This is a genomic window from Nocardiopsis deserti (assembly GCF_008638355.1).
GTDB lineage: Bacteria > Actinomycetota > Actinomycetes > Streptosporangiales > Streptosporangiaceae > Nocardiopsis > Nocardiopsis alborubida.
Window position 1 is genome coordinate 47,116 of sequence record NZ_VWVS01000016.1, and the last position, 23,628, is coordinate 70,743.

Here is a 23,628-nt window from a genome sequence, read left to right on the forward strand (position 1 = left end):
CAGCGCTGGGACGCGGCGCGCGCTCAGGAATCCGAGGAGACCAGTTCCAGCTCGGCGGTGTCGTCGAAGACGATGTGGTCGTAGCCCATCTCGTCGACGACCGGCTTGACCGGATCGTTGCGCGACTCGGGGCGGCGCACCTCGGAGTGGGCGCCGCAGCCGTGGTCCATCGAGACCACGCGGCCGTCGTCGGGGGCGTACTCGTTGGTGCACACACCGAACATCTGGCGCAGCTCACCGGCGAGCGGCGTCATGAAACCGCAGGTGAGGCAGCGGGCGGGCGCGGCCGTCGCGATCGGGCTGCGCGGGCCGCCCTCGCCGTTGTACCAGCGCTCCGCGGCCTGTTCGCGTCCGACCTCCGAGAGCACCTGGCGTCGTCCCAGGCCCAGCTCCCACATCACCTGCCGGTCCTCGCCCTCGGCGTCCAGCTCGCTGTCGGGCACCTGGGCGTAGCCGGGGACGAGCCGTTCGTCGTCCTCCTCGGCGGGCAGCAGGTCGCCCACGCCGAGGTCGCCGGGGAGCAGCCGCTCCTTCCAGGGCACCCACTCGGGCGGGGCGAGGGCGCCGTCGCCGGGCAGCAGAACGACCTCGTTCACCGTGACCTGTCTGGCGCGCGAGGCGCGGACCACGGTGACGGCGTAGTTCCACCCCGGGTAGGCGGGGTCCAGGCAGGTGAAGAGGTGAGTGACCAGGCGGGTGTCCTCGACCTGAGGGGCGAGGTGCTCACCCACCCACTCGGGTCGCCCGACCTCGGCGGCCACCGAGCGAGCCAGCTCCACCGCCTCGATACATGCCTTGTCCGGTACAGGAGAACGTCGAGTAGGGCTCACGCCCCCATTCTCACTGATCGCGAGCACCGATTTGACCATAACGAGGGTCAAGGTTCGCCCGATACATCCTCCGGAACCGGTCTCGGACCTCTGACCACCCGGGAACCGGAGACACCGAACCGGACCGAGACAAACCAAAGCAGACCGAACCCGCCGGTCCGGACCGAATCCCACCGGTCCCGTCACCCGGGTGCGCCGTCTCCCACCGCCCCCGGGGACACGGCAGCCGCTCAGGCCTCCAGGTCGTCGGCGACCACGCGCAGCACGGAGGCGACCCTGGCCGCATCACGGCGCTCGGGGTGGCGTCCCCGGCGGTAGCCGTTGGACAGGCCCTCCAGCAGCTTGATGAGGTCCTCGGTGATCACCACCATCTCGTCCGGCTTCTTGCGCCGCGCCCTGGCGACCGAGTGCTGGTCCTCCAGGAGCCTGACCTGGAGCGCCTGGGCGCCCTTGCGGCCCTCGGCCACGCCGAACTCGACCTTCTGACCAGGGCGCAGTGACGCGGTGCCCGGGGGGAGCGAGGAGGAGTGCACGAAGACCTCGCCGCCGTCGTCGCGGGTGAGGAAACCGAAACCCTTGTCGCCGTCGTACCACTTGACCTTGCCGGTGGGCACCTGGGGACCTCATGCTTTCACTGGCGGGCGCGCCGGAGGCGGGACGCGGGCGGGTGCGGTGGGATCCGCGCCGTCCGCACGTCGCCGGGACGCCCCTGGTTTTTCCACGGGTGTCTCCAAAGTAGTGCCCGCGGGCTCACCGGCGCGAGGGTATAAACAGCCGTCGATCCCCGCCCACGCCCGGCGGGGCGGGGCTTCCGGGCAGGGTTTCCGGGGCGGGGCACGGGCTCCGCGGACACGGCGAGGAGGCCCGGATGCGGATCATCCGGGCCTCGCGACGCCGACAGCGGCCCCTCACCGCTGGGTGCGGAGTGTGGGACGGGACTCGGCGGAGACACGGGCCGCCTCGGCTGCTGTGGCGACCGGGCTGGAGGCCTGGCCACCGGTACTGACGCGACCGCCCAGCGAAAGAGGCGGTGTACCGACATGACTACCCGAACCCGTGTGTTCGGACGCGCGGTAACGGGCCGACCGGAAAAGGTTATTCCCCAGCGTTTGCCAAGCAATGACCAGCGGGACCAGGCTGGTGAACCGGGACGACACCGCGCACGCCCCGGCACCGCGCAGCGCTTCGCGCGCACGGCCTCAGCGCGTCGCGGCGTCCCGCGCGGGCGGCGCCGAGCGCGGCAGCCGGGAGTAGAGGTAGACCACGCACACCAGGGAGGCCACGCCGAGGCCGACGACCCCGGTGGCGGTCAGGGACTCCTGGACGTACTCGTCGACGAACTCGGCCTCGCCGCTCCACAGGGCCATGCCGAGCGCGCAGGAGAGCAGGGGCAGGCCCACGCCGATCCACTTGTCCCGGGCGGGCCACACCTGGCTGAGCAGGATCAGGGCCGCTCCCAGGACCCACAGGAAGGCCAGGTCCCACCACCAGGGCACGGCCAGCAGCAGCAGGAGCAGGGCCGCGGCCTCGGGCGGGTGGCGGCGCACCACCGCCGCCGGGCCGCCGCGGTCGGTCCGGGCACCCTGGCCGGGCTGGTCCGCGCCTCCGGTCCCGCCGCTGCGGCCGGACCCGTCGCCGCGGTCCGCGCGGCGGCCCCGGATACGCATCTCCGTCTGGCCGGGCCCCTCCAGAAGGGACCTGAGCCCGCGGTTGGGGCCGCCCCGCCAGGGCGGCGGCGGCCGGTCGGCGTGGCGCGGCCTGGAGGGGATCAGCTCGTCGTCCTCGACGTCGAGGTCGCGGCCGTCGAGGTCCCGCTCCACCAGGTCGCGGGGCGTGCCGAGTCCCCTGAGGATCCCCCGGACGGTGTCCACGTCGTGGCCCGCGGCGGCGCGGCGGGCGTTGATGCGCGAGCGCACTCCGGCGAGGTAGGCGGTGCGTTCCTGCGCGGTCATGCGACCGTGCAGCTCCAGGCCGACCTCGGACAGATAATCGAGTACCAGTTGTTCCGAGCGCTGGGTCATGCCCCCATATTGGCTCAGGATGACCTGGCTTTTAAGCCCTACTTCTCAGTTTCGGTCACCGATTTTCCTTCGGATACGGTCTGCTGCGGTGGGCCGGAGGCAGTCGCGGAAGCCACAGGGGACGGACGCGAACACCGGGGCCCTGATCGCTTAGCGTTGAACCGATGAGCGACAACGCACCGCCCGACGGGCGCGAACCGGGCACGGGGGACCGCACGGCCCCCGCGTCGGGCCGTCCCCCCACGTTCACCTCCTGGCTGCGCGGCAGGTCGGACGACGCACTCGTCGCCCTGCTGCGGGCCCGCCCGGACCTGGCCCAGCCCGTCCCGGCCGACATCGGCGCGCTCGCCTCGCGGGCCGCCACCCGCAACACCGTTCTGCGGGTCCTGGAACGGCTGGACCGGTTCACGCTCCAGGTGCTGGAGTCGGTGGTCGCGCTCGGGGACGACCGGATGTCCGAGCCGGTGGGAGTGCCCGCCGCCGACCTGGCCGACGTTCTCGGACCGGTGGGGGAGCGCGGGGCCGACCGGGCGGACGGGACGGTGGACACCCCGGACGGTGTCGCGGTCAGCGGACCGGCCCCGGGGGCGGCCGGCGGCGCGGTCCCCGCCTCGGCCCCGGTCGGCGGCCCCGCCGGCGCAGGGGCCGGCGCGTCGGCCCACGACACTGTGGACGGACCGGTCGGCGCGGCCCTGGACACCCTGCTGCGCCTCGCCCTGGTCTGGCCCGACCGGGGGCGGCTGCGCCCCGTCCAGGTGCTGCGCGACCTGCTCCCCCAGCCCGCCCAGCTCGGCCCGCCCGCGCGCGTGCTGCTCGCCGCGCTGCCGCACGGCGCCGTCAGGAGGCTCGCCGACGACCTCGCGCCGGGCAGCGCCGAGGACACCCCCGTCGAGGCGGTCGCCGCTCTCCTGTCCGACCCGAAGCGGGTCGCGGTCCTGGTCGACGGAGGGATCCACGGGCACACCGAAAGCCCCGCAGGCGCGGGAGCCCCGGAGAGCGCGGGAAGCACGGGGAGCCCGGGCAGCTCACGGAGTACGGAGGGCCCGCACACCCCACGGATCCAGGCCGACGCACCGGCCCCCGGCGACGACCGGCCCGGACCGGTCAGCGCCCAGGCCCGGCGGCTGCTGGACAGCATGGCGTGGGGGCCGCCGCACGGAACCGTCTCCGGCGCCCGCCGCGAGGTCACCCTGGACACCGCCGCCTCCCCGGTCGACGAGCTGATCGCCCGCGCCCTTCTGCTGCCGAGCGGCGACGACACCCTCACCCTGCCCCGCGAGGTGGGGCTGCACCTGCGTTCGGGCCTGCTGTTCCGTGAGGTCACCACCGCGCCGCCGCCCTTCGAGGGGACCGCGCACCCCGCCGACGCCGTGACCCGTGCGGCCGCCGGGCAGGCCTTCACGGTGCTGCGGGCCGTCGAGGAACTCCTGGAGCACTGGTCCGAGGACCCGGCCGCGGTGCTGCGCAACGGCGGCCTGGGAGTACGCGACCTGCGCCGCGCCGCCCAGGCGATGGAGACCGACGACGCCACCGCCGCCCTGTTCGTGGAGGTCGCGCACGCCGCCGGGCTGCTCGCCGCCGACGACCGGGTCGAGGGCGAGTGGCTGCCCACCCGCGAGTACGACCTGTGGCGGGAGCGCGCGCCCGCGCACCGGTGGCTGCGGCTGGCCTCCGCCTGGCTGGAGTCGGACCGCGTGGCGTCGCTGAGCGGGTCGCGCGACTCGGGCGGGCGGATGCGCAACGCGCTCGGTCCGGGCCTGGTCCGTCCGGCCGCGCCGCAGGCCCGCCGCGACCTGCTCACGGAGCTGGGCACCGCGGAACCGGGTCTCGCGCCGCTGCCGGACTCCCTGTCGGCGCGCCTGTCCTGGCGGCGCCCGCGCCGCCAGTCGCCGGTCTACGCCGAGCTGGTGCGGGCGGCGGCGGCCGAGGCCGCCACGCTCGGCCTGACCGGGCGCGGCGCCCTGGCCGACCACGTCCGTCCGCTGCTGGACGGCGACGAGGACGCGGCCGCGCGCGTCCTGGGCGGGGAGCTGCCCGAGCCGCTCGACTACGTGCTGGTGCAGGGCGACCTGACGGCCGTCGCGCCGGGTCCCCTCGTGCCCGGGTTGGCCCGCGAGCTGGCCCTGGTCGCCGACGTGGAGTCCACCGGCGGGGCCACGGTGTACCGGTTCACGGAGGGGTCGGTGCGGCGGGCCCTGGACGCCGGGCGGGGCGTCGCCGACATCACCGCCCTGCTCGAACGCCACTCGCGCACCCCGCTGCCCCAGGCGCTGCGGTACCTGGTGTCGGACGTGGGTCGGCGGCACGGACGGCTGCGGGCCGGTTCGGCGTCGAGCTACCTGCGCTGCGACGAGCCCGCGCTGCTGGAGGAGCTGGTCAGCGACCGGCGGGCCGACGACCTGGGGCTGCTGAGGCTGGCACCGACCGTGGTGGCGAGCCGGTCGACCCGTGCGGCGCTGGTGGAACGGCTACGGCAGCTGGGGTACCACCCGGTGTCCGAGGGCGGGGACGGGTCGATGCGGCTGAGCCGCCCCGAGGTGCGCCGGGCCGACGCGGCGGACGTGCCCCCCGCCCCGGGCGGGTCGGGGACGTCGCGGGAACTGGCGGCCGCGGCGGTGCGCGCCGTGCGCGCCGGGGACGAGGCCGCCACGGCGGCGCGCACACTGGTACCGCTGCCTGAGAACGGCCCGCCGGGGTCGCGGTCGGCGGCGGTGCTGGAGGTGCTCGCGGGAGCCGCCCGGGACGGCCGGAGGGTGTGGATCGGCTACACCGACACGGACGGCCGACAGGTGAGCCGGATCGTGGAGCCGTCGGGTGTGGACGGGGGCTTCCTGACCGCCTACGACGCGACCCGGGCGGCGGTGCACCGGTTCGCCGTGCACCGGGTGACCGCCGTGGCCGAGCTGGACCCGGAGCCGCGGGAGGAAGCGGAGCGGCGGGGGCAGCCGGAGCCGCGGTAGCCCCCGGACCGGGGCCGGACGGCGGGAGGGCCCGCGCGGGCGGACCGCGCGCCGTCCTGGCACCACCGGTCCGGAAGGGGGCGGCGGGAGGACGCGCCCGGGTTCCTCACGATCGCCCCGTAGGCGGCGGGCTAGTCTGGAACCGAGTTGGTCGACCCACCGACAGCGAGAGAACCCCCATGAGCAACGCATCGCTGCCCCCCGGGGCATCGTCCCCCCGTGAACACGGACGCGACGGCGACCGCGAGCGCCGGAGGGCCCGCACCCCCGAGCGCGACGGGGAGCGCGGGGCCGGGAGCGACCGCCGCGACGACCGGGATGACGAGCGCGGCGGAACCGACGCGCGCCAGAGCGCGATCGGGGCCAGCAGTTCGACGATGGCGCTGATCCTGCACGCCCTGACCTTCGTGTGCTGCATGAACTGGCTGTTCGGTGTCGCCGGGATCGTGTTCGCGGTGCGCGCCGCCCATGCCCGCGACCGGGGGCGCGCGGTCCAGGCCGAGACGCTCACGCGCTACTCCTGGTACTGCCTGGGCGCGGCCGGGGTGATGCTCTTCGTGATGCTGGTGCTGACGCTGGTGATGTTCACCCAGGCGGGCTCCTGGATCCAGGGAATCGTCCCGGTCACCAACTACTGAGCCGTGTTTGGCGGACGGGGCCACGGGGCACCGCGTCTGCACGGAGCACGGGGATCACCAGCGGGAGCGGGGGCGGCCGTGGGAGCGGCACGGGACGGGTCCGAGAAGCAGGGGGAGGGGGACGAGCGGTGATGAACGGCGGAGGCGGTCCGAAGGCCTTCTGGGAGAGGAAGCACGGCTTCACACCGGGGCCCCCGTCCGGGGGCGGCCCGGGGCGCCCGGCGCCCTCGGCGCCGTTCCGGTTCCCCGGACCCTCGGGCGCGTCCGGGCCGGGCGGTGCGTCAGGCGTGCCCGGCCCGGGCGGTCCGGGAGAACACGCCACCGGTTCCGCCCCGGGTGGCCCCTCCCTGCTGGCGGCGCCCCCCGACCCGGCGCTCCCCCCTGGGGCGGTTCTCCCGGCGGCCCCTCCCGCCCGTGTGGGCGGCGCCGTGGCCGCGCTGGTGGTGGCCGTCCTCAGCGCGGCGGGGTCGATACTGATGATGTACCTGGGCTTCTGGTTCTTCCTGCTGGCGGTGAACGTGCCCGGGGTCTGGTTCGGCATCTCGACGCTGCGCGGGCTCTCCGATCCCGAACGGGTGGAGCGGTACATTCGGTACACCTGGGCCTGCAACTTCGCGTACTTCGCCCTGTTCGTCCTGTTCCTCATCCCGGTCGCCGTCCTGGCCATGATGATGCTCCTGTTCACCTACTGACCGGGTCTCCCCCGTACCGGTCCTCGCCCCCCACCCCCCGGTGCCGTGCACCACGATCCGCGGAGAAGCACGAGCGTGAACGACGACTGGCGACACAGCGGTCCGCCCCCGGGCGACGGCCCCGGCGGCAACGACGCGTACAAGGACTCGACCGGCGGGTACAGCCCGTACGGCGGCTATAGCGCCCCCGGGAGCGGCTACGGCCCCGGACGGCCCCACCCGGGCGGCGGGTACCCGGGCGGCCCCCACCGGGAGCAGAGGAGCGCGTCCAGTGCGATCGCCGCCCTGGTGGTGTCCCTCGTCCTGGTGCTGACCTGCTGCGGTTTCCTGGGCATCGTCGGCACGGTCTTCTCCGCCCTCGCGATCTCGGAGAAGTCCGATCCCGACAGGTACCAGCGCTACACCCGCGTCGCCTGGATCTCCAACGGCGTGATCCTGGCTCTGCTGGTCCTCTTCCTCACCCTCATCGTGGTCGCCGTCGTCTCCGACATGTGATCCGCCGCCTCCGGCGGCTCCCCCCGCCCTCCCGGCTGTTCCCGGGGCGCCGCGACCGCCGTCCCGGGTCCGAACGGCCCGCGAGGGTACGGGCACGGGTCCCGCGGGCATGATCGGGAGTCCGGATGCGTTGCATCTGTGGCCGCCCCCGCCCCGCGAGATTGAAGGTCCGTGTTGTCCTGCCTGATCGTCCAGTCCGACAAGACGCTCCTGCTGGAGGTCGACCACGAGCTCGCCGGCGAGTGCCGCCGGGCCATCGCCCCCTTCGCCGAGCTCGAACGCGCGCCCGAACACGTGCACACCTACCGGATCACACCGCTGGCCCTGTGGAACTCCCGTGCCGCCGGGCACGACGCCGAGCAGGTCGTGGACGCGCTGATCCGGTTCTCCAAGTTCCCGGTACCGCACTCGCTGCTGGTGGACATCGCCGAGACGATGGACCGCTACGGGCGGCTGCGGATCGTGGGTGACCCGCGGCACGGCCTGGTCCTGGAGTCCTCCGACCGCGCCGTGCTGGAGGAGGTCGTCCGCGCCAAGAAGCTCAAGGGCATGCTGGGCGAGCGGCTGGGCGAGGACTCGGTCGCCGTGCACCCGAGCGAGCGCGGCAACCTCAAGCAGGCGCTGCTCAGGATCGGCTGGCCCGCCGAGGACCTGGCCGGGTACGTCGACGGCGAGGCGCACCCGATCGGCCTCGACCAGGACGGCTGGGAGCTGCGCGGCTACCAGAAGGAGGCCGCGGAGAGCTTCCACGCGGGCGGGTCCGGCGTGGTGGTCCTGCCGTGCGGCGCGGGCAAGACCGTGGTCGGCGCGGCGGCGATGGCCATGACCGGGGCGACCACGCTCATCCTGGTGACGAACACGGTGTCGGTGCACCAGTGGAAGACCGAGCTGCTGCGGCGCACCTCGCTGACCGAGGACGAGATCGGCGAGTACTCGGGCACCCGCAAGGAGATCCGCCCCGTCACCATCGCCACCTACCAGGTCATGGCGGCCAAGCGGAAGGGCGTGTACACGCACCTGGAGCTGTTCGACGCCCGTGACTGGGGCCTGGTCGTCTACGACGAGGTGCACCTGCTGCCCGCGCCGATCTTCCGGATGACCGCCGACCTCCAGGCCCGGCGCCGGCTGGGCCTGACCGCGACCCTGGTGCGCGAGGACGGCCGCGAGGGCGACGTGTTCTCACTGATCGGCCCCAAGCGCTACGACGCCCCGTGGAAGGACATGGAGAACCAGGGGTGGATCGCCCCCGCGGACTGCGTCGAGGTGCGGGTGGACCTGTCGGAGGCCGAGCGGCTGGCGTACGCGACCGCCGAGCCGGAGGACCGCTACCGGTTCTGCGCCTCCTCCGAGACCAAGACCTCCGTGGTGCGGGAGATCGTGGAGCGCCACCCCGAGGAGCAGGTGCTGGTCATCGGCTCCTACATCGACCAGCTGGACGAACTCGGCGCGTCGCTGGGCGCGCCCGTGATCAAGGGCGAGACCCGCAACAAGGAGCGCGAGCGCCTCTTCGACGCCTTCCGCTCCGGAGACCTGAGGACGCTGGTGGTGTCGAAGGTCGCGAACTTCTCCATCGACCTGCCCGAGGCCGGTGTCGCGGTGCAGGTGTCGGGGTCCTTCGGCTCACGGCAGGAGGAGGCGCAGCGGCTCGGCCGGGTGCTGCGCCCCAAGACCGACGGCCGCGCCGCCCGCTTCTACGCCGTGGTGGCACGGGACACCCTCGACCAGGACTACGCCGCGCACCGGCAGCGCTTCCTCGCCGAGCAGGGGTACGCCTACCGGATCACCGACGCCGGCGACCTGCTGTCGGGCGAGGAGATCTGACCGGGGCGGGCGGCTCCGGACGCGTCCCGGCGGGGCGCGGCCGACCGGGGGCCGCCCGCGGGGCACCCGTCCCTCAGAAGGACGGCAGACCGCCCATGACGTAGGTGCCCGCGGCGATCCCCCAGGCCACCAGGGAGTAGCTCAGGGTGCGGGTGCGCAGGAGCCGGTCGCCCCGCACGGACGGCGCGGTGAAGGCCGCCACGAGGAGGGCCATGCCGAGCAGGGCGGGGATGGCGGAGGCCAACGCGAAGAGCTGGGTCTGGGAGGCGCACGCGGTGTAGCCGGATGTGCCGGGATCACCACAGAACACGTCGTTCCCCGATCGTTCGGTGCGGTCGGTACTCCCCGACCGTACCGTTTCGGCGGGGGCGCGCCGTCAATGACCACGGCCGTATCCCGGCTCCCCCGCGGCTGCCGCCCGTCTCCGCACGCCCCGCACCGCACCCCGGAACCCACCGAGTCGGATTCGGTTTTTGGCTCCGCACACCCCGTTCGCCCTTTACACGAACCCCTCCCGTGTCCAATCATGAGGACACAGCAGCTCCCCCAGCGGCCTGGAGGTCCCCCGTGCCCGACTCCCCCGTTCCCACCCCGTCCGCGCCCCCAGTCGCGGAGCACCGCACCGGTTTCCACTCGCTCCGGGGCGGCGGCCTGAACTGGGACTCGCTCCCGCTGAAGCTGTTCGCCAAGGGCAACGCCCGGTTCTGGAACCCGGCGGACATCGACCTGAGCCAGGACGCCGAGGACTGGAAGGAGCTGGGCGAGGGGGCCCGGACGCGGATCCTGCGGCTGTGCGCGTTCTTCGTGGCGGGCGAGGAGGCGGTCACGGAGGACATCCAGCCCTTCCTCCGCGCCATGGCCGCGGAGGGGCGCCTGGGCGACGAGATGTACCTGACCCAGTTCGCGTTCGAGGAGGCCAGGCACGTCCAGGCGTTCCGGCTGTGGCTGGACGCGCTCGGGGTCCACGAGGACCTGCACGGGTACGTGGACGCCAACCCGGGCTACCGGACGCTGTTCTACGAGGAGCTGCCCGGCTCCCTGGAGGCGCTGCTGGAGGACCCGAGCCCCCGCAACCAGGTGCGCGCCTCGGTGACCTACAACCACATCATCGAGGGCTCTCTGGCGCTGACCGGGTACTACGCCTGGAACCACGTGTGCACGGTGCGGGACGTCTTCCCGGGGATGCGCCAGATCGTGCGCAGGATCGGCGACGACGAGCGGCGTCACATGGCGTGGGGCACCTTCACGTGCCGCCGCCACGTCGCGGCCGACGACGCCCACTGGGACGTGGTGCGCGAGCGGCTGGACGAGCTGCTGCCGCACGTGATGTCCACGGTGGAGCGCGGCGAGGAGCCCTCGGACGATCCTGCGACGCGGCGCTACGAGCTGCCGCCGGGGGAGCTGGTCCGCTACGCGGGCGACCGCGCGCTGCGCCGGCTCGGCGCGATCGAGTCCGCGCGCGGGGTGCCCGTGTCGCGGATCGACCTGGACGCCACGCCAGAGAACCTGGAGGAGCGGTTCGGCGAGGAGGACCGGGAGGTCATGCGGAGGCTGGCGGTCCGGGACTGAACCCGCCGGGCCCGCTCAGACGGCGCTGCGCGGGGCGCTCCTGGGCGCGTGCCACAGCTCGCGGCGCCCGCGTTCGGCCTCCAGGGCGATGCGTCCGAACGGCTCGGTCCGCCAGTCGTCCCCCTCCCGGTGGTTGGCGTAGAGCACCTCGCCGTCGCGGGAGAGCACGTAGAGCGAGTCCACCAGCCGGTGGATCTCCAGGAACTCCACCGTGTTGGGGACACCCAGATAGAAACGGTCATGGTGGAGTTCGGGCATCCACCTGCCGAAACCCTGGTCGGCACGGGCCCGGGCGTAGCGGTCGGCGATCGCGAAGCGGCTGTTGGAACTGTGGGTGGCCACGAAGGCGACCTCCACCCGGTATCCGGCGTCGCGGAACCCCTCCACCCAGGACGCGGCCCAGTCGGCGCGGCCGAGGGGGTGGCTGCACACCGCGTCCACGCGACCCGCGCGCAGGTGCGCCATGGCGAGCCCGTGCAGGCCGCCCACCTGCCGGGACAGGGAGGAGGAGGCGGCGCGGTCGTCCGCGGTCATCGCCCACTCGTAGTCGGGCGCCAGGCGCAGCAGGTCGTCGCCGTCGTAGCTGACCGTGCCCTCGGGGAGGAACGGCAGGACGAGGCGCTGGAGTGTGGACTTGCCCGAGCCGGGCTGGCCGCCGAGGAGCAGGAGCCGGGGCCGCTCGCGGGCCGGTCCGGTGAGCCGGTCGCGGAGCGCGAGGTCGAACAGCGCGTCCAGGTCGGTCCCGGCCAGGACCCCGCCCGGCTCCTCGGGGGTCGCGCCGTCGCGGACGCGGATCGGCTCTGCCCGCAGTTCGGCCACGACTCCGGGGAGTTCGCGGTTGACCCGGGCGACCTCCTCGTCGCCGAGGAAGGGCAGCCGGGCCTCCTGCGCGAGGAGCTCGGCGGCGCGTTCCCGGAGCCCGGTCCTGCTCAGGCAGGCGCCGACGGCCGCGCTGTAGAGGTTGTAGGCCCGTTCACGGGCCTGCCTGGAACCGGCCTCCTGCGCGGGGAAACCGCCGCAGGCGCTGTCCTCCACCAGGGTCCGCTCGCCCACCTGTGAGATCGTCATCTGTGTCCGCCCTTCACCCACCGGGGATGCTAGTGCCTCCCCTGCCCCGGGGTGCGGGGTTCGGCGCTGTTGGCCGGAGGCGGCCAGGAGAACGGGGCGGGACGCGGTGCGCCCCACCCCGTCAGGCCGGTCAGGCCGCGGAGCACGTCACCTCGGGTGCGCTGTTGCTACCGCTGTGGGTCGCGGTGAACCCGAACTCGGTGCTGCCCCCGGCGCTGAGCGTGCCGTTCCAGCCGAGGTCGGACGCGGTGACCTGCGACCCGCTGCTGGCGAACTCGGCGTTCCAGCCCTGGCTGAACCGCTGCCCGTCGGCGTAGGTCCACGTCACGGTCCAGCCGCTGAGGGAGTCGTCGGCGGTGACCGTCACCGCCGCCTGGAAGCCGTTGCCCCACTCGCTGACGATCCTGTAGTCGGCCGTGCAGCCCTCGCCCGCGGGCGGGTCGGTGGGCTCGTCGGGGTCGGTCGGCTCGTCGGGGTCGGTGGGGTGTTCGGGGGCGTTCACCGCCATGTCGTAGGCGGCCTGGGGCACGAACTGCCCCGCGGGAGCGATGCAGCCGTCGGCCTCACCCGGCAGCTTGGTCCAGATGAAGGCGTCGATCATCGGGTTCCCGGTGTCGGTGCTGCTGGGGCGGCCGATCATCCGTCCCGGCGGGTCGCACCACTCGCCGTCGGCGGCGGGGCCGTTGCCGTTGCGGCTGGTGTCGACCACGGCGCCGAGCCCGGGCACACCCGTCGCGGCGATGACGGCCTCGGCGAAGGCGACCTCGTCCTCGGTCCAGTTGTAGTTGGAGGTGTTGGTGGCGATGCCGTGGGCGCTGCCCGCGATGTCCGCGCCGTTGAGCAGGTCGGCGGCCTCCTGCGGGTCCAGCCAGGCCGAGTGCCCGATGTCGAAGTAGACCCTGGCCTCGGAGGAGCCCTCCATGAGCGCCTTGCCCGCGTAGGCCATGGAGTCCAGGAGTTCGGACGGATCGCTGCATCCGCTCACCAGCGGCAGGGCGTCGGGCTCCAGGACGATGGTGGCGGACCGGCCCTCCAGGCCCGCGGCGACCTCGTCGACCCAGGCGCGGTAGGCGTCGTGGCTGGGCGCCCCGCCGCCGCTGTGGTTGCCGCAGTCGCGGCCGGGGATGTTGTAGACCACCAGGATGGGGGCCTGGCCCTGGGCGTCGGCGGCGCTGACCACCGCGTCCACGTCGTCGCGGACCTCGTCGGGGTTGTACTGGGTGAACCAGGTGGCCTGGGCGACCGAGGCGATACGGTCGCGGATGACGTCGGCCCGGGGGTCGCTGGGATTCTCCTCGACCCAGACGGCCGCCGACGTGTCGGGGTTGACGTAGAACTCGGACTCGGCGGCCGAGGCGGGCGCTGTGCTGAGCAGCGCCGTTCCCAGGGCCAGAGCCGAGACGGAGCTCACTGCTGCTCCGATGGCTATGCGTGTGCGGGACATGAGCCTTCCTTCGGTGTGGTGTTCCCCGGTTTCCCCTGCTTCCCCGTTACTGCGCGCATGGGAGCGCTCCCAAAAAGTCACGTTACCCCGCGGAGTCCCTTTCCCCCAGAGGAGTAACGACTGTGTTTCCCAAAGGTGACATCTACGCCCTGACATAGGGTGGTCACATGTCGCCCACCCCGCCCTCCTCCCCCGCCGTCATCGACGCCCTCGCCTGGGTCCACGTCCACGAGGGGCGCCTGCTGTGCGTCCGCACCGACGGGGTGGACCTGTTCTACCTGCCCGGCGGCAAGCGTGAGCCCGGGGAGAGCGACGAGGCCGCGGTGGCCCGCGAGGCCCTGGAGGAGGTCAGCGTGGTGCTGCGGCCGGACACGGTCCGCCGGATCGCGGTGATCGACGAGGCCGCCCACGCCCAGGGCCCGGGCACCCGCGTGCGCCTGTCGTGCCACACCGCCGAGTACGACGGCGAGATAGCGGCGGACAACGAGATCGCCGAACTCGCGTGGATCGGCTTCGCCGACCGCCGACGCTGCGCCCCGGCGGTGCGCCGCCTCATCGAACTCCTCCACGCCGAGGGCGCCGTCCGCTGACCCGGGCCCGCCCCGCCCCTCCCCCACCCGAGAAAATGAGTGGCCCGCGCCCACCCCTCTGGTTACAGTTCGGGAACTGTGCGCACACTTCCCCAGCCCACCGGCGTTCCCGAACGCCGGTCGGCCGACCGGTTCCTGTGGTGGCTCATCCGGAAGGAGCGCCGCTCACTCCTGTGGGCCGGGGCCGCCACGGGCGCCCTCATGCTCGACGGCGTACTCATCTCCGCCGCGCTCGGCGCCGCCCTCGACTCCGGGATCGCCCACGGGGACCCGGGCGCCCTCCTCGGCTGGTTCGGCGTCCTCAGCGCGATCATCGCGGTCTCCGTCGCACTCGTCCCCCTCTCCCACCGGGCCGACTGCTTCAACTGGTACGCGTCCGCCTACCGCACCATCCAGGTGGTCACCAACCACTCCGTGCGCATGGGCCCCACGCTCACCAGGCGACTGCCCTCCGGCGAGGTGGTGGCCGTGGGCACCGAGGACATCGACCGCATCGGCGACTTCTACGAGACGGTGGGGCAGCTCCTGGCCGCCCTCATGACGGTGACCGTGGTCAGCGCCTTCATGCTCACCTCGCACGTCACCTTCGGCGTCATCGTCCTGGTGTCGGTCCCGCTCATCATGGCGGGGATGGTGCCCCTGCTGAGCCTGTTCTCCCGCCGCCAGGAGCACCAGCGCGACCGGCAGGCCGAACTCACCACCCTGGCCACCGACCTGGTCGCGGGCCTGCGCGTGCTCCGGGGCGTGGGCGGCGAGCGCACCGTGGACCACCGCTACCGCACCGCCTCCCAGCGGGTCCGCTCCGCCACCATACGCGTGGGCCGGGTGGACGCCGCCCTGAACGCCGTGCGCGAACTCCTTCCGGGCCTTCTCCTGGTCGGCATCGTCTGGTACGGCGCGCGCCTGGCCCTGACCGGGCAGATCACCGTCGGCCAGCTCGTCGCGTTCTACGGCTACACCGGCACGCTCTCCACGGCCGTGCGCCACCTGATGCGCTCCCTGTCCCTGTTCGTCTCGGCCCGGGTGGCCGCGGGGCGCGTGGTGCGCGTGCTGCGCCTGGAGCACGACCACCCCGACCCCGAGCGTCCCGCACCGGAACCGACCGGCCCCTGCGACCTGCACGACCCCGGAAGCGGGGTGACCCTCGCCGCGCACCGCACCACCGGCGTGGTCTGCGCCGACCCCGCCGACGCCACCGCCGTCACCGAACGCCTGGGGCGCTACCGGGACGAGGAGGGCGCGGACGCCGTGCTGGTCGAGACGGCCACCGGCCGGACCGTGCGCCTGCGCGACCTGCCCCGATCCCAGGTGCGCCGCCGCGTCCTGGTGGCCACCAACGACGCACACCTGTTCTCCGGAACCCTGCGCGACGAACTGTCCCCGGACCAGGGGATCTCCGACGAACGCCTCGCCGAGGTCGTGCGCGCCGCGCACGCGGACGACGTGGTGCGCCAGTCCGCCGCCGGGCTGGACGCGCTGCTCACCGAGCGCGGCCGCGAGTACTCCGGCGGCCAGCAGCAGCGCCTGCGCCTGGCCCGCGCCCTGGCCATGGAGCCGGAGATCCTGCTCCTGGTGGAGCCCGCCTCCGCCGTGGACGCCCACTCCGAGGCCGCGATCGCCGCGGGGCTGCCCGCCGAGCGGGCGGGGCGCACGACCGGCCTGGTCACCACCAGCCCGCTGCTGCTCCACCACACCGACCGCGTGCAGTTCGTCGAGGGGGGCCGCCTCACGGCCGAGGGGACCCATCGCGGTCTCCTCGCCGAGTCCCCCCGCTACGCCGCCACCGTCCTGCGCGCCGCTCCCGCGGAGGAGAAGCCATGACCCGGGCCGCCGACGACGCCGAGACCCTCGGCCCGCCCGAGGCGTCCGCGGCGTCCAGAACATCCGACGTGCCCGGCACGCCCACCGCGTCCCGGACATCCGGGACGTCCCAGACGCCCACGGCGCCCGCCACACCCGTCCCCGCGCCCACGGAGCACCACGCGGCGGGACTGCCGACCGCGCCGGTCGCGGCCGTGTGGAGGCGGCTGCGCCGCGCCGGGCGCGAGCACGGACGGCTGCTCGCCGCCGTCGTGCTCCTGTACGGGACGGCCGCGCTCATGGCGCTGGCCTCGCCCTGGATCCTGGGCCTGATCATCGACACCGTGCGCGCGGGCGGGGCCTCGGCCGGGCCCCTCTCCGAAGCCACGGGCCAGGCGGCCTCGCACGTCGACGTGCTCGCCGGACTCATCGTCGTGGCGCTGGTGCTGCACGCCGGGTTCACCCTGGCGTCCGTGTCGGCCTCGATCCGGTTCGGCGAGAGCGTGCTGGCCGAACTGCGCGAGGAGTTCGTGCGCGCGGTGCTCCGGCTCCCGATGGGAGTGGTGGAGCGGGCGGGCACGGGCGACCTGGTGGCGCGCACCGGCCGCGACATCGGCCACCTGAGCCACACCGTGCGCGTCTCGGTGCCGGTGATGGCGGTGAGTTCGGTGACCCTGGTGGTCGTCACCGCGGCGCTGGCCGTCCTGCACCCGCTCCTGTTGCTGGCGTGGCTGCCGTCCGTGCCCGTGCTGTGGGTGTCCACGCGCTGGTACGCCCGCAGGGCCCCGGACGGGTACGTGCGCGAGCTGGGCACCTACTCGGAACTGACCCAGAGCGTGACCGACACCGTGGAGGGAGCGCACACCATCGAGTCGCTGGGACGGCAGGCCCGGCGGATCGCGCTCAACGAGCAGAAGGTGGGCCGGGCCTACGCGGCGGAGCGGTACACGCTGTGGCTGCGCTGCGTCTGGTACCCGCCGCTGGAACTCGGGTACATGCTCCCGATCGCGCTGACCTTCCTGGCGGCGGGCCTGCTGTACGCGGACGGGTCGCTGAGCCTGGGCGGGATCGCCACCGCGGTCTTCCTCAGCAGGCAGATGGGACGGCCCCTGGACCAGCTGCTGGACCAGGTGGACAGCCTGATGATGGGCTTCACGAGCATGCGCCGGCTGCTGGGCGTGGAGCTGGCCGGGGAACCGGCGGAGAAGGCGCCCCCGCCCTCCGTGGCGGACGCGCCCCGGACCGCCCGCCCCGGCGAGGTGCGGGTGGAGGACGTGCGCTTCGGCTACACCGACACGGAGGTCCTGCACGGCGTCGACCTGGTGCTGGCGCCCGGCGAACGCCTGGCCGTGGTGGGTCCGAGCGGCGCGGGCAAGTCGACCCTGGGCAAGCTGATCGCGGGCGTGCACCCGCCCACCTCGGGCGGTGTCCGCGTGAGCGGGGCACCGGTGTCGGGCCTGCCTCCCGAGGAACGGCGCGCGCGGGCGATCCTGCTGAGCCAGGAGAGCCACATGTTCCGGGGGACGATCGCCGAGAACCTGGCACTGGCGCTGGACCGGGCCGAGGGCGCGGCCGCGGTGGACGAGGAACGCCTCTGGGAGGCCCTGGCCGCCGTGGACGCCGAGCCCTGGGTGCGCGCGCTGCCGGACGGGCTGGGCACGCGGGTGGGGTCGGGCAACGCCTCGCTGGACCCGGCCCACGTGCAGCAGCTCGCCCTGGCCCGCGTGGTGCTGGCCGACCCGGACGTGCTGGTGCTGGACGAGGCCACGTCCCTGATGGATCCGCGTTCGGCCCGCCACCTGGAACGGTCGCTGGCGGGGGTGCTGTCGGGCCGTACGGTGGTGGCCATCGCGCACCGGCTGCACACCGCGCACGACGCCGACCGGATCGCGGTGGTGGAGGACGGCCGGATCAGCGAGCTGGGCAGCCACGACGAGCTGCTGGCCCGCGGCGGCTCCTACGCCGACCTGTGGCGGGCCTGGCACGGCGCGGGCTGAGGCCCTCGGTCCGCTGCCGCCCGCACGCTCGGGAGGGCCGCTGGCGCTGGGCCCGGAGGCCTTCTCGGAGGCGAGGACACCGCCCGCGCCCTCAGGAGGGCCCCTGGCCGGAGCCGGAATCCGGCGGACGGACGCCCTCGCGCCGCCTCCGTGTCCGGGTCCTCAGGAGGGCCCCTGGCCGGGACCGGGGAACGCGGACGTGTCGAGTTCGATGTCGAAGGGCTTCGGCAGCCCGATCTTGGCCCCGAAGTTCACGGTGGTGGCGTGGTTGTAGCGGCCGTCGCCCGGCTGTTCGTAGAGGGTGACCGACGGCCCCGTCTCGTCCCATGCGTCGATCAGCAGGTAGAGCGGAACCGGGCCGTGCGCGTAGCCCCACAGCTTCTTCTTGCGGTCGGTGTCCCTGCTGCCCCGGGACACGATCTCGACCACCAACTCCGCCTCGTCCGCTGGACAGGGAGTACGCGCCTGCTTTGCGGCCGACACCGGCATGACGACCAGGTCCGGCATGTAGAGCCTCTCGACCACCGGCCACTGGAGCCCCAGCGTCTGGAAGATGTGCCAACCGTCGGGGAGAGCCAGAAGCAGTGCCCTGTGGACCCAGGACGCGATGATGTTGTGGGGCACAGACGGGGGGGCCACGAGTACGACTCCGTTGTCATCGATGATCTCGGCCCGCCAACCGTCGGGCACGTCCAACTCTTGCCAGGTGTTCAGCAAGTAGTCCCATCGAGACAAGCCCACCACCGGGTCGGCTTCCGTCATAGCCAGGCTCATTTCGCTTTGCACCTCCGAACAGGAACTGCAACGCTCCGTGTCCCCGTCCGCCCGACACTTCGCAGAATAACCCCGGCTTTCCGCGAACGACAGTGCCGCTTCGGCGATCCCGGCGTTCCCAGTGTTTCCGGTCCCGGTCCTGGCCCCGGAAAAGGCGAAACCGGGCGACCCCCGAAGGGGCCGCCCGGTCGTCGCGGGCGAGGTCGCGTATCCGGACCTCAGACACCTGCGGGCCCGGGGGCCCGAGGTCTCACGGACCTGCTAGAAGTCCATGCCGCCCATGCCACCGGTCGGGTCGCCGGCGGGAGCGGCGGCCTTCTCCGGCTTCTCGGCGATGACGGCCTCGGTGGTCAGGAACAGACCGGCGATGGAAGCCGCGTTCTGAAGAGCCGAGCGGGTGACCTTGGTCGGGTCGATGACGCCGTCCTTGAACAGGTCGGTGTACTCGCCGGTGGCGGCGTTCAGGCCGAACCCGGGCTCCAGGTTGCGGACCTTCTCCGCCACGACGCCGCCCTCGAGGCCGGCGTTGATGGCGATCTGCTTGAGCGGCTCGGCGATGGCGCGACGCACGATGTCGGCGCCGATGGCCTCGTCGCCCTCCAGCTCCAGCTTCTCGAAGGCCGGGACGCTGGCCTGGAGCAGAGCGACACCACCGCCGGGCAGGATGCCCTCCTCGACCGCGGCCTTGGCGTTGCGGACGGCGTCCTCGATGCGGTGCTTGCGCTCCTTGAGCTCCACCTCGGTGGCGGCACCGGCCTTGATGACGGCCACGCCGCCGGCCAGGCGGGCGAGACGCTCCTGGAGCTTCTCGCGGTCGTAGTCGGAGTCGGTGCGCTCGATCTCGTTGCGGATCTCGTTCACGCGACCGGCGATCGCGGTGGCGTCACCGGCGCCGTCCACGATGGTGGTCTCGTCCTTGGTGACGACGACCTTGCGGGCGCGGCCGAGCATGTCGAGCTCGGTGCTCTCCAGCTTGAGGCCGACCTCCTCGGTGATGACCTGGCCGCCGGTCAGCACGGCGATGTCGCCGAGCTGGGCCTTGCGGCGGTCACCGAAGCCCGGGGCCTTGACGGCGACGGACTTGAAGGTGCCGCGGATCTTGTTGACGACCAGCGTCTGGAGGGCGCCGCCCTCCAGGTCCTCGGCGATGACGACCAGCGGGCGGCCGGCCTGGAGGACCTTCTCGACAACCGGCAGGAACTCGTTGTTGTTCGAGATCTTGGAGTTGACGATGAGGATGTAGGGGTCCTCGAGGACCGTCTCCATGCGCTCCAGGTCGGTGGCGAAGTAGGGCGAGATGTAGCCCTTGTCGAAGCGCATGCCCTCGGCGAGCTCGAGCTCCAGCCCGAAGGTCTGGCCCTCCTCGACCGTGATGACGCCTTCCTTGCCGACCTTGTCCATGGCCTCGGCGATGGTCTCGCCGATCTGGGGGTCGCCGGCGGAGATCGAGGCGGTGGAGGCGATCTGCTCCTTGGTCTCGATGTCCTTGGAGAGGTTGCCGAGCTCCTCGTTGATGCGCGCGACGGCGGACTCGATGCCGCGCTTGAGGCTGATCGGGTTGGCGCCGGCGGCGACGTTGCGCAGACCCTCGCGGACGAGGGCCTGGGCGAGCACGGTGGCGGTGGTGGTGCCGTCACCCGCGACGTCGTCGGTCTTCTTGGCGACCTCCTTGACCAGCTCGGCCCCGATCTTCTCCCACGGGTCCTCGAGCTCGATCTCCTTGGCGATGGAGACACCGTCGTTGGTGATCGTGGGGGCGCCCCACTTCTTCTCCAGGACGACGTTGCGGCCCTTGGGGCCGAGCGTGACCTTGACGGCGTCAGCGAGCTGGTTCATGCCGCGCTCGAGGCCGCGACGGGCCTCCTCGTCGAACGCGATCAGTTTGGCTGCCATTGAGTTCTTGTCCTCCCGTGACCGGGCTGATACGCGATGGGACGAGGCATGCGCCCGCGACGGACGACCGGGGACCCTCCGGCAACCCTGCTGCCGGGGGCCGCGATCTCGCAGCCTCGATCCGGTTAGCACTCAGTCAAGGCGAGTGCTAACCAGTTCCCTTTTTAGCACTCGACCCCGGCGAGTGCAAACGATGTGGTCACGATTTCCCATCCCGGCATTCCCGCATCTACCTGCACAAACACCGTATGACATGGGGGTTTTCCGCGTTGAGCGGACGGAGCCGCGCACCGGTTCCCCCCTCCCGGCGCACGGCTCCGGCCCCGCTCCGCCCCGGCTCCAAGGCCCCCGGTCCGGCTTCGCCCCGGCTCCGAACGGGCTCCGACCCGACCGGGCCCCGACCCGGCGCGCGGCAGCGGCACCGAGGTCAGGAGCTGAGGCGGCGCATCGCCCGCGGCCCCCCGGCCAGCGCCGCGACCGCCAGCACCACCGCCACGGCCCAGCCGACGGCGACCGACGCGTCCCACTGCCCGGCGAACAGGGCGCGCTCGGCGTCCACCACGTAGGCCACCGGGTTGGCCCGCGAGAGCGCGTACAGCCACGGCGGCGCCAGTTCCATCGGCAGCAGCACGCCGGACAGCAGCATCAGCGGCATGATCAGCGTCTGCACGATGGGCGCGAACACGTAGGTCTGCTTGACCGCCAGGGCCGTCAGGTACGACAGCGTGGACAGCCCGGCGCCCAGGACGGCGAGCAGGAGCAACCCCACGACGGCGCCCGCCAACGACGCCTCGAACCCGAGCGGCACCACCAGCACGAGGATGAGCACCATCTGCGCCAGCATCATCACCACGTCGCGCAGGACCCGTCCCAGCAGCAGGGAAACCCGGCTCACCGGGGTGGCCAGCAGCCGCTCGTGCGCTCCGGAGGACATCTCCGGCAGCAGCCCGAAACCGGCGAACCCGGACGTGAACAGGCCGAGCATCACCAGCAGACCGGGCACGAACCACTGCCACGGGTCCTGCCCCTCGGCACCGGCCAGCCCCGTCAGCAGGGGCGCGAACAGCACCAGGTACAGCACCGGTTGCAGCATGCCGAAGAACAGCATCAGCGGCCGGTGCAGGAACGGCCGCATCTGGCGGGCGAAGACGGTCGCGGTGTCGCGCACCAGGCCCGGCCCCCGCGCGGCGGGCGTCTCCGCCCCAACCGCCTTGGCCCCGGTCCTCTCCTCCCCGTCCGCCTCCGCCGGGGTTCCGGTCACCTCGTGGAAGCTCATGCCCCCTCCTCCCTCAGGCTGCGTCCGGTCAGGGTCAGGAACACGTCGTCCAGGGTGGGCCGCTGCACCCGGACGGCGAGCAGCGGGACTCCGGCCGCGTCCAGCCCGCGCAGCAGCTCGGGCAGCACGGTGTCCCCGCGTTCCACGCGCAGGCGCACCTCGGCGTCGCGCCCCGCGTCCGCGAGCACCTCCGCCGTTCCGGCGGAGGGCACCCGTTCGGCGATCCCGGCGGCGGTGCGCGCCTGTTCGGCGTCCGGCACGGTGAGGGTGACCAGGTCGCCGGAGACCTTGCCCTTGAGCTCGTCGGCGGTGCCGTCGGCGATGACCCTGCCGTGGTCGATGACCAGGACCCGCTCGGCCATGTCGTCGGCCTCGTCGAGGTAGTGGGTGGTGAGCACGACCGTGGTGCCCGTCCGGTCGCGCAGCCGGGTGATGTGCTCCCACAGGTTGGCTCGGCTGTGCGGGTCGAGTCCGGTGGAGGGCTCGTCCAGGAACAGCAGCTTCGGCTCGTGGATGAGCCCCATGGCGATGTCGAGGCGCCTGCGCTGTCCACCGGAGAGCTTGGTGACCTCGCGGTCGGCGGCCCCGCCCAGCTCCAGCTGGTCGAGGAGTTCGTCGGCGCGGCGGCGCGCGGTGCGCCGGTCGAGCCCGTACAGCAGTCCCTGCGTGTACAGCTCCTCCCGGGCCCGCTGGTCCTCCCCGGCGCCGTGCCCCTGACCGACGAAGCCGATCCCCCGGCGCACCTTGGCGGGTGCGGTGCGGACGTCGTGCCCCGCGACCACGGCGGTGCCCGAGGTGGGCTCCAGCAGGGTGGTGAGCATGCGCAGTGTGGTCGACTTCCCCGCGCCGTTCGGTCCGAGCAGGGCGACGAGCTCGCCCTCGGCGACGTCGATGTCGACGCCGCGGACGGCCTGGACGACCTCCTTGCCGACCCGGAAGTCGCGGGTCAGCCCACGTGTGTGGATCATCCCTCTCCTTATTAAAACTTGAGTACGAGAGAGAGTGTGCACCACACCGACGCGATATTCAAACTTTAATAAGAGCTCGGTCCGCCCCCCGGGGATCCGACCCGGACAGAGGGGAGCCGAGACGCCGGAGCCGATGGATCCGGGGGCCGCCGGGTCAGCGGTCGCGGGCGGACGCCCCCGGCACCGGGGGCAGCCCGAACGCGTCGGGGCCGTCGTCGGCCATGGTGTACTCCCCGGACCGCAGGGAGGCGACGAGGTCGCGCGTCCAGCTGGCCTCGGCCCCGATCGTGCCCCGCCACAGGCCGAAGAGCTCGCGCACGTGCACCGGCTTGCCCCACCCGTCGGAGGGCCGCAGCTCCCCGTCGGTCCTCTCCAGCAGCTCCAGGCGCTGTTCCAGCAGGCCGACGACCTCCGCGCGCGGCAGGGCGGTCATGAGGGTGACCGCCGCGAAGAGCATCGCGGGGTCCTCCCTGCGGGTCAGCCCCCGGCGGATGAGGCGGTGCAGCTCGGCCTCGCCGTCCTCGGTGATCGCGTAGGAGATGCGGTCGACCACCTCGTCCCCCTCCGCGACGAACTCGCGCAGCCTGCCCTCCTGGGAGAGCTTGCGCAGGGCGTGGTAGATGGAGCCCCACTTGATGTTGGCCCAGTGCTCGGTCCCCCAGTCCAGGAGCTGACGGCCCACGCGGTATCCGTGGGCCTGCCCCTCCATGCGCACCACACCCAGGACCAAAAGCCGTGTCGCCGACATCTCCACCCTCGTTCGACCGGAATCCCTTCCAGCCTACGAGCAGC

General features: G+C 73.1%; 20 protein-coding genes. 9 read left to right on the forward strand and 11 right to left on the reverse strand.

What is annotated here, in order from left to right:
* Positions 1-23 precede the first annotated feature (23 nt).
* The 3 genes from FYW99_RS21650 to FYW99_RS21660 all read right to left on the reverse strand — a co-directional run bounded on the left by FYW99_RS21650 (position 24) and on the right by FYW99_RS21660 (position 2,851).
* Entirely contained in the window at positions 24-779 is a 756-nt protein-coding gene (locus tag FYW99_RS21650; RefSeq protein WP_150254064.1) for a DUF3027 domain-containing protein, read from the reverse strand.
* 281 nt (positions 780-1,060) lie between these two features.
* Entirely contained in the window at positions 1,061-1,444 is a 384-nt protein-coding gene (locus FYW99_RS21655; RefSeq protein WP_150253880.1) for a cold-shock protein, read from the reverse strand.
* A gap of 585 nt (positions 1,445-2,029) precedes the next feature.
* Entirely contained in the window at positions 2,030-2,851 is an 822-nt protein-coding gene (locus FYW99_RS21660) for a hypothetical protein (RefSeq protein WP_150253881.1), read from the reverse strand.
* Positions 2,852-3,015: 164 nt separating this feature from the next.
* Here FYW99_RS21660 and FYW99_RS21665 point away from each other — a divergent pair, with 164 nt between their 5' ends.
* The 5 genes from FYW99_RS21665 (at position 3,016) to FYW99_RS21685 (ending at position 9,457) form a co-directional block, all read left to right on the forward strand.
* Positions 3,016-5,811 (forward strand): helicase-associated domain-containing protein, encoded by a 2,796-nt coding sequence (locus FYW99_RS21665; protein WP_150253882.1) that lies wholly within the window; start codon positions 3,016-3,018, stop codon positions 5,809-5,811.
* Positions 5,812-5,990: 179 nt separating this feature from the next.
* Entirely contained in the window at positions 5,991-6,449 is a 459-nt protein-coding gene (locus FYW99_RS21670; RefSeq protein ID WP_150253883.1) for a hypothetical protein, read from the forward strand.
* Between the two features lie 416 nt (positions 6,450-6,865).
* Positions 6,866-7,141 (forward strand): hypothetical protein, encoded by a 276-nt coding sequence (locus FYW99_RS21675; protein ID WP_150253884.1) that lies wholly within the window; start codon positions 6,866-6,868, stop codon positions 7,139-7,141.
* Between the two features lie 75 nt (positions 7,142-7,216).
* A complete protein-coding gene (locus FYW99_RS21680) occupies positions 7,217-7,636 on the forward strand; it encodes a hypothetical protein (RefSeq protein WP_150253885.1) in 420 nt (139 codons plus the stop codon).
* A 174-nt stretch (positions 7,637-7,810) separates the two neighbouring features.
* Positions 7,811-9,457 (forward strand): DNA repair helicase XPB, encoded by a 1,647-nt coding sequence (locus FYW99_RS21685; protein ID WP_150253886.1) that lies wholly within the window; start codon positions 7,811-7,813, stop codon positions 9,455-9,457.
* Between the two features lie 73 nt (positions 9,458-9,530).
* Here the strand turns inward: FYW99_RS21685 and FYW99_RS21690 are convergent, their stop codons facing one another.
* Complete coding sequence (locus FYW99_RS21690) at positions 9,531-9,767, reverse strand: hypothetical protein (RefSeq protein WP_017563581.1); 237 nt, start codon at positions 9,765-9,767, stop codon at positions 9,531-9,533.
* Positions 9,768-10,024: 257 nt separating this feature from the next.
* On the opposite strand from FYW99_RS21690, the gene FYW99_RS21695 reads away from it, so the two are divergent.
* A complete protein-coding gene (locus tag FYW99_RS21695) occupies positions 10,025-11,026 on the forward strand; it encodes a R2-like ligand-binding oxidase (RefSeq protein WP_150253887.1) in 1,002 nt (333 codons plus the stop codon).
* A gap of 15 nt (positions 11,027-11,041) precedes the next feature.
* On the opposite strand, the gene FYW99_RS21700 is transcribed toward FYW99_RS21695, so the two are convergent.
* Both FYW99_RS21700 and FYW99_RS21705 read right to left on the reverse strand, forming a co-directional pair.
* Entirely contained in the window at positions 11,042-12,094 is a 1,053-nt protein-coding gene (locus tag FYW99_RS21700) for a zeta toxin family protein (protein WP_150253888.1), read from the reverse strand.
* 130 nt (positions 12,095-12,224) lie between these two features.
* Positions 12,225-13,538, reverse strand: coding sequence for a glycoside hydrolase family 6 protein (locus FYW99_RS21705; protein ID WP_150253889.1), 1,314 nt, complete (start codon positions 13,536-13,538; stop codon positions 12,225-12,227).
* Between the two features lie 167 nt (positions 13,539-13,705).
* On the opposite strand from FYW99_RS21705, the gene FYW99_RS21710 reads away from it, so the two are divergent.
* The 3 genes from FYW99_RS21710 to FYW99_RS21720 all read left to right on the forward strand — a co-directional run bounded on the left by FYW99_RS21710 (position 13,706) and on the right by FYW99_RS21720 (position 17,925).
* On the forward strand, positions 13,706-14,128 hold the full coding sequence (locus FYW99_RS21710; protein ID WP_150253890.1) for an NUDIX hydrolase: 423 nt from the start codon (positions 13,706-13,708) through the stop codon (positions 14,126-14,128).
* A gap of 78 nt (positions 14,129-14,206) precedes the next feature.
* Positions 14,207-15,949 (forward strand): ABC transporter ATP-binding protein, encoded by a 1,743-nt coding sequence (locus tag FYW99_RS21715; RefSeq protein ID WP_150253891.1) that lies wholly within the window; start codon positions 14,207-14,209, stop codon positions 15,947-15,949.
* Positions 15,946-17,925: an ABC transporter ATP-binding protein gene (locus tag FYW99_RS21720; protein WP_150253892.1), complete on the forward strand. Its 1,980-nt coding sequence runs from the start codon at positions 15,946-15,948 to the stop codon at positions 17,923-17,925. Before FYW99_RS21715 ends, FYW99_RS21720 begins: the two co-directional genes overlap by 4 nt.
* Positions 17,926-18,087: 162 nt before the next feature.
* On the opposite strand, the gene FYW99_RS21725 is transcribed toward FYW99_RS21720, so the two are convergent.
* The 5 genes from FYW99_RS21725 to FYW99_RS21745 all read right to left on the reverse strand — a co-directional run bounded on the left by FYW99_RS21725 (position 18,088) and on the right by FYW99_RS21745 (position 23,584).
* Positions 18,088-18,687 (reverse strand): Uma2 family endonuclease, encoded by a 600-nt coding sequence (locus tag FYW99_RS21725; RefSeq protein WP_150253893.1) that lies wholly within the window; start codon positions 18,685-18,687, stop codon positions 18,088-18,090.
* 273 nt (positions 18,688-18,960) lie between these two features.
* Positions 18,961-20,592 carry a chaperonin GroEL gene (groL, locus tag FYW99_RS21730; RefSeq protein ID WP_061079459.1) on the reverse strand — a complete coding sequence of 544 codons (1,632 nt, stop codon included), beginning with the start codon at positions 20,590-20,592 and terminating at the stop codon, positions 18,961-18,963.
* A gap of 427 nt (positions 20,593-21,019) precedes the next feature.
* A complete protein-coding gene (locus FYW99_RS21735) occupies positions 21,020-21,868 on the reverse strand; it encodes an ABC transporter permease (protein ID WP_150253894.1) in 849 nt (282 codons plus the stop codon).
* On the reverse strand, positions 21,865-22,836 hold the full coding sequence (locus FYW99_RS21740; protein WP_150253895.1) for an ATP-binding cassette domain-containing protein: 972 nt from the start codon (positions 22,834-22,836) through the stop codon (positions 21,865-21,867). Before FYW99_RS21740 ends, FYW99_RS21735 begins: the two co-directional genes overlap by 4 nt.
* A gap of 154 nt (positions 22,837-22,990) precedes the next feature.
* Complete coding sequence (locus tag FYW99_RS21745) at positions 22,991-23,584, reverse strand: PadR family transcriptional regulator (protein WP_150253896.1); 594 nt, start codon at positions 23,582-23,584, stop codon at positions 22,991-22,993.
* Positions 23,585-23,628: the final 44 nt, after the last annotated feature.

Excerpts from the sequence above, each read along its gene's own strand:
- FYW99_RS21660 (WP_150253881.1), bottom strand. The coding sequence starts at position 2,851 with ATGACCCAGCGCTCGGAACAACTGGTACTCGATTATCTGTCCGAGGTC.
- FYW99_RS21665 (WP_150253882.1), top strand. The coding sequence starts at position 3,016 with ATGAGCGACAACGCACCGCCCGACGGGCGCGAACCGGGCACGGGGGAC.
- FYW99_RS21670 (WP_150253883.1), top strand. The coding sequence starts at position 5,991 with ATGAGCAACGCATCGCTGCCCCCCGGGGCATCGTCCCCCCGTGAACAC.
- FYW99_RS21700 (WP_150253888.1), bottom strand. The coding sequence starts at position 12,094 with ATGACGATCTCACAGGTGGGCGAGCGGACCCTGGTGGAGGACAGCGCC.
- FYW99_RS21705 (WP_150253889.1), bottom strand. The coding sequence starts at position 13,538 with ATGTCCCGCACACGCATAGCCATCGGAGCAGCAGTGAGCTCCGTCTCG.
- FYW99_RS21710 (WP_150253890.1), top strand. The coding sequence starts at position 13,706 with ATGTCGCCCACCCCGCCCTCCTCCCCCGCCGTCATCGACGCCCTCGCC.
- FYW99_RS21720 (WP_150253892.1), top strand. The coding sequence starts at position 15,946 with ATGACCCGGGCCGCCGACGACGCCGAGACCCTCGGCCCGCCCGAGGCG.
- FYW99_RS21725 (WP_150253893.1), bottom strand. The coding sequence starts at position 18,687 with ATGACGGAAGCCGACCCGGTGGTGGGCTTGTCTCGATGGGACTACTTG.
- groL (WP_061079459.1), bottom strand. The coding sequence starts at position 20,592 with ATGGCAGCCAAACTGATCGCGTTCGACGAGGAGGCCCGTCGCGGCCTC.
- FYW99_RS21735 (WP_150253894.1), bottom strand. The coding sequence starts at position 21,868 with ATGAGCTTCCACGAGGTGACCGGAACCCCGGCGGAGGCGGACGGGGAG.
- FYW99_RS21740 (WP_150253895.1), bottom strand. The coding sequence starts at position 22,836 with ATGATCCACACACGTGGGCTGACCCGCGACTTCCGGGTCGGCAAGGAG.
- FYW99_RS21745 (WP_150253896.1), bottom strand. The coding sequence starts at position 23,584 with ATGTCGGCGACACGGCTTTTGGTCCTGGGTGTGGTGCGCATGGAGGGG.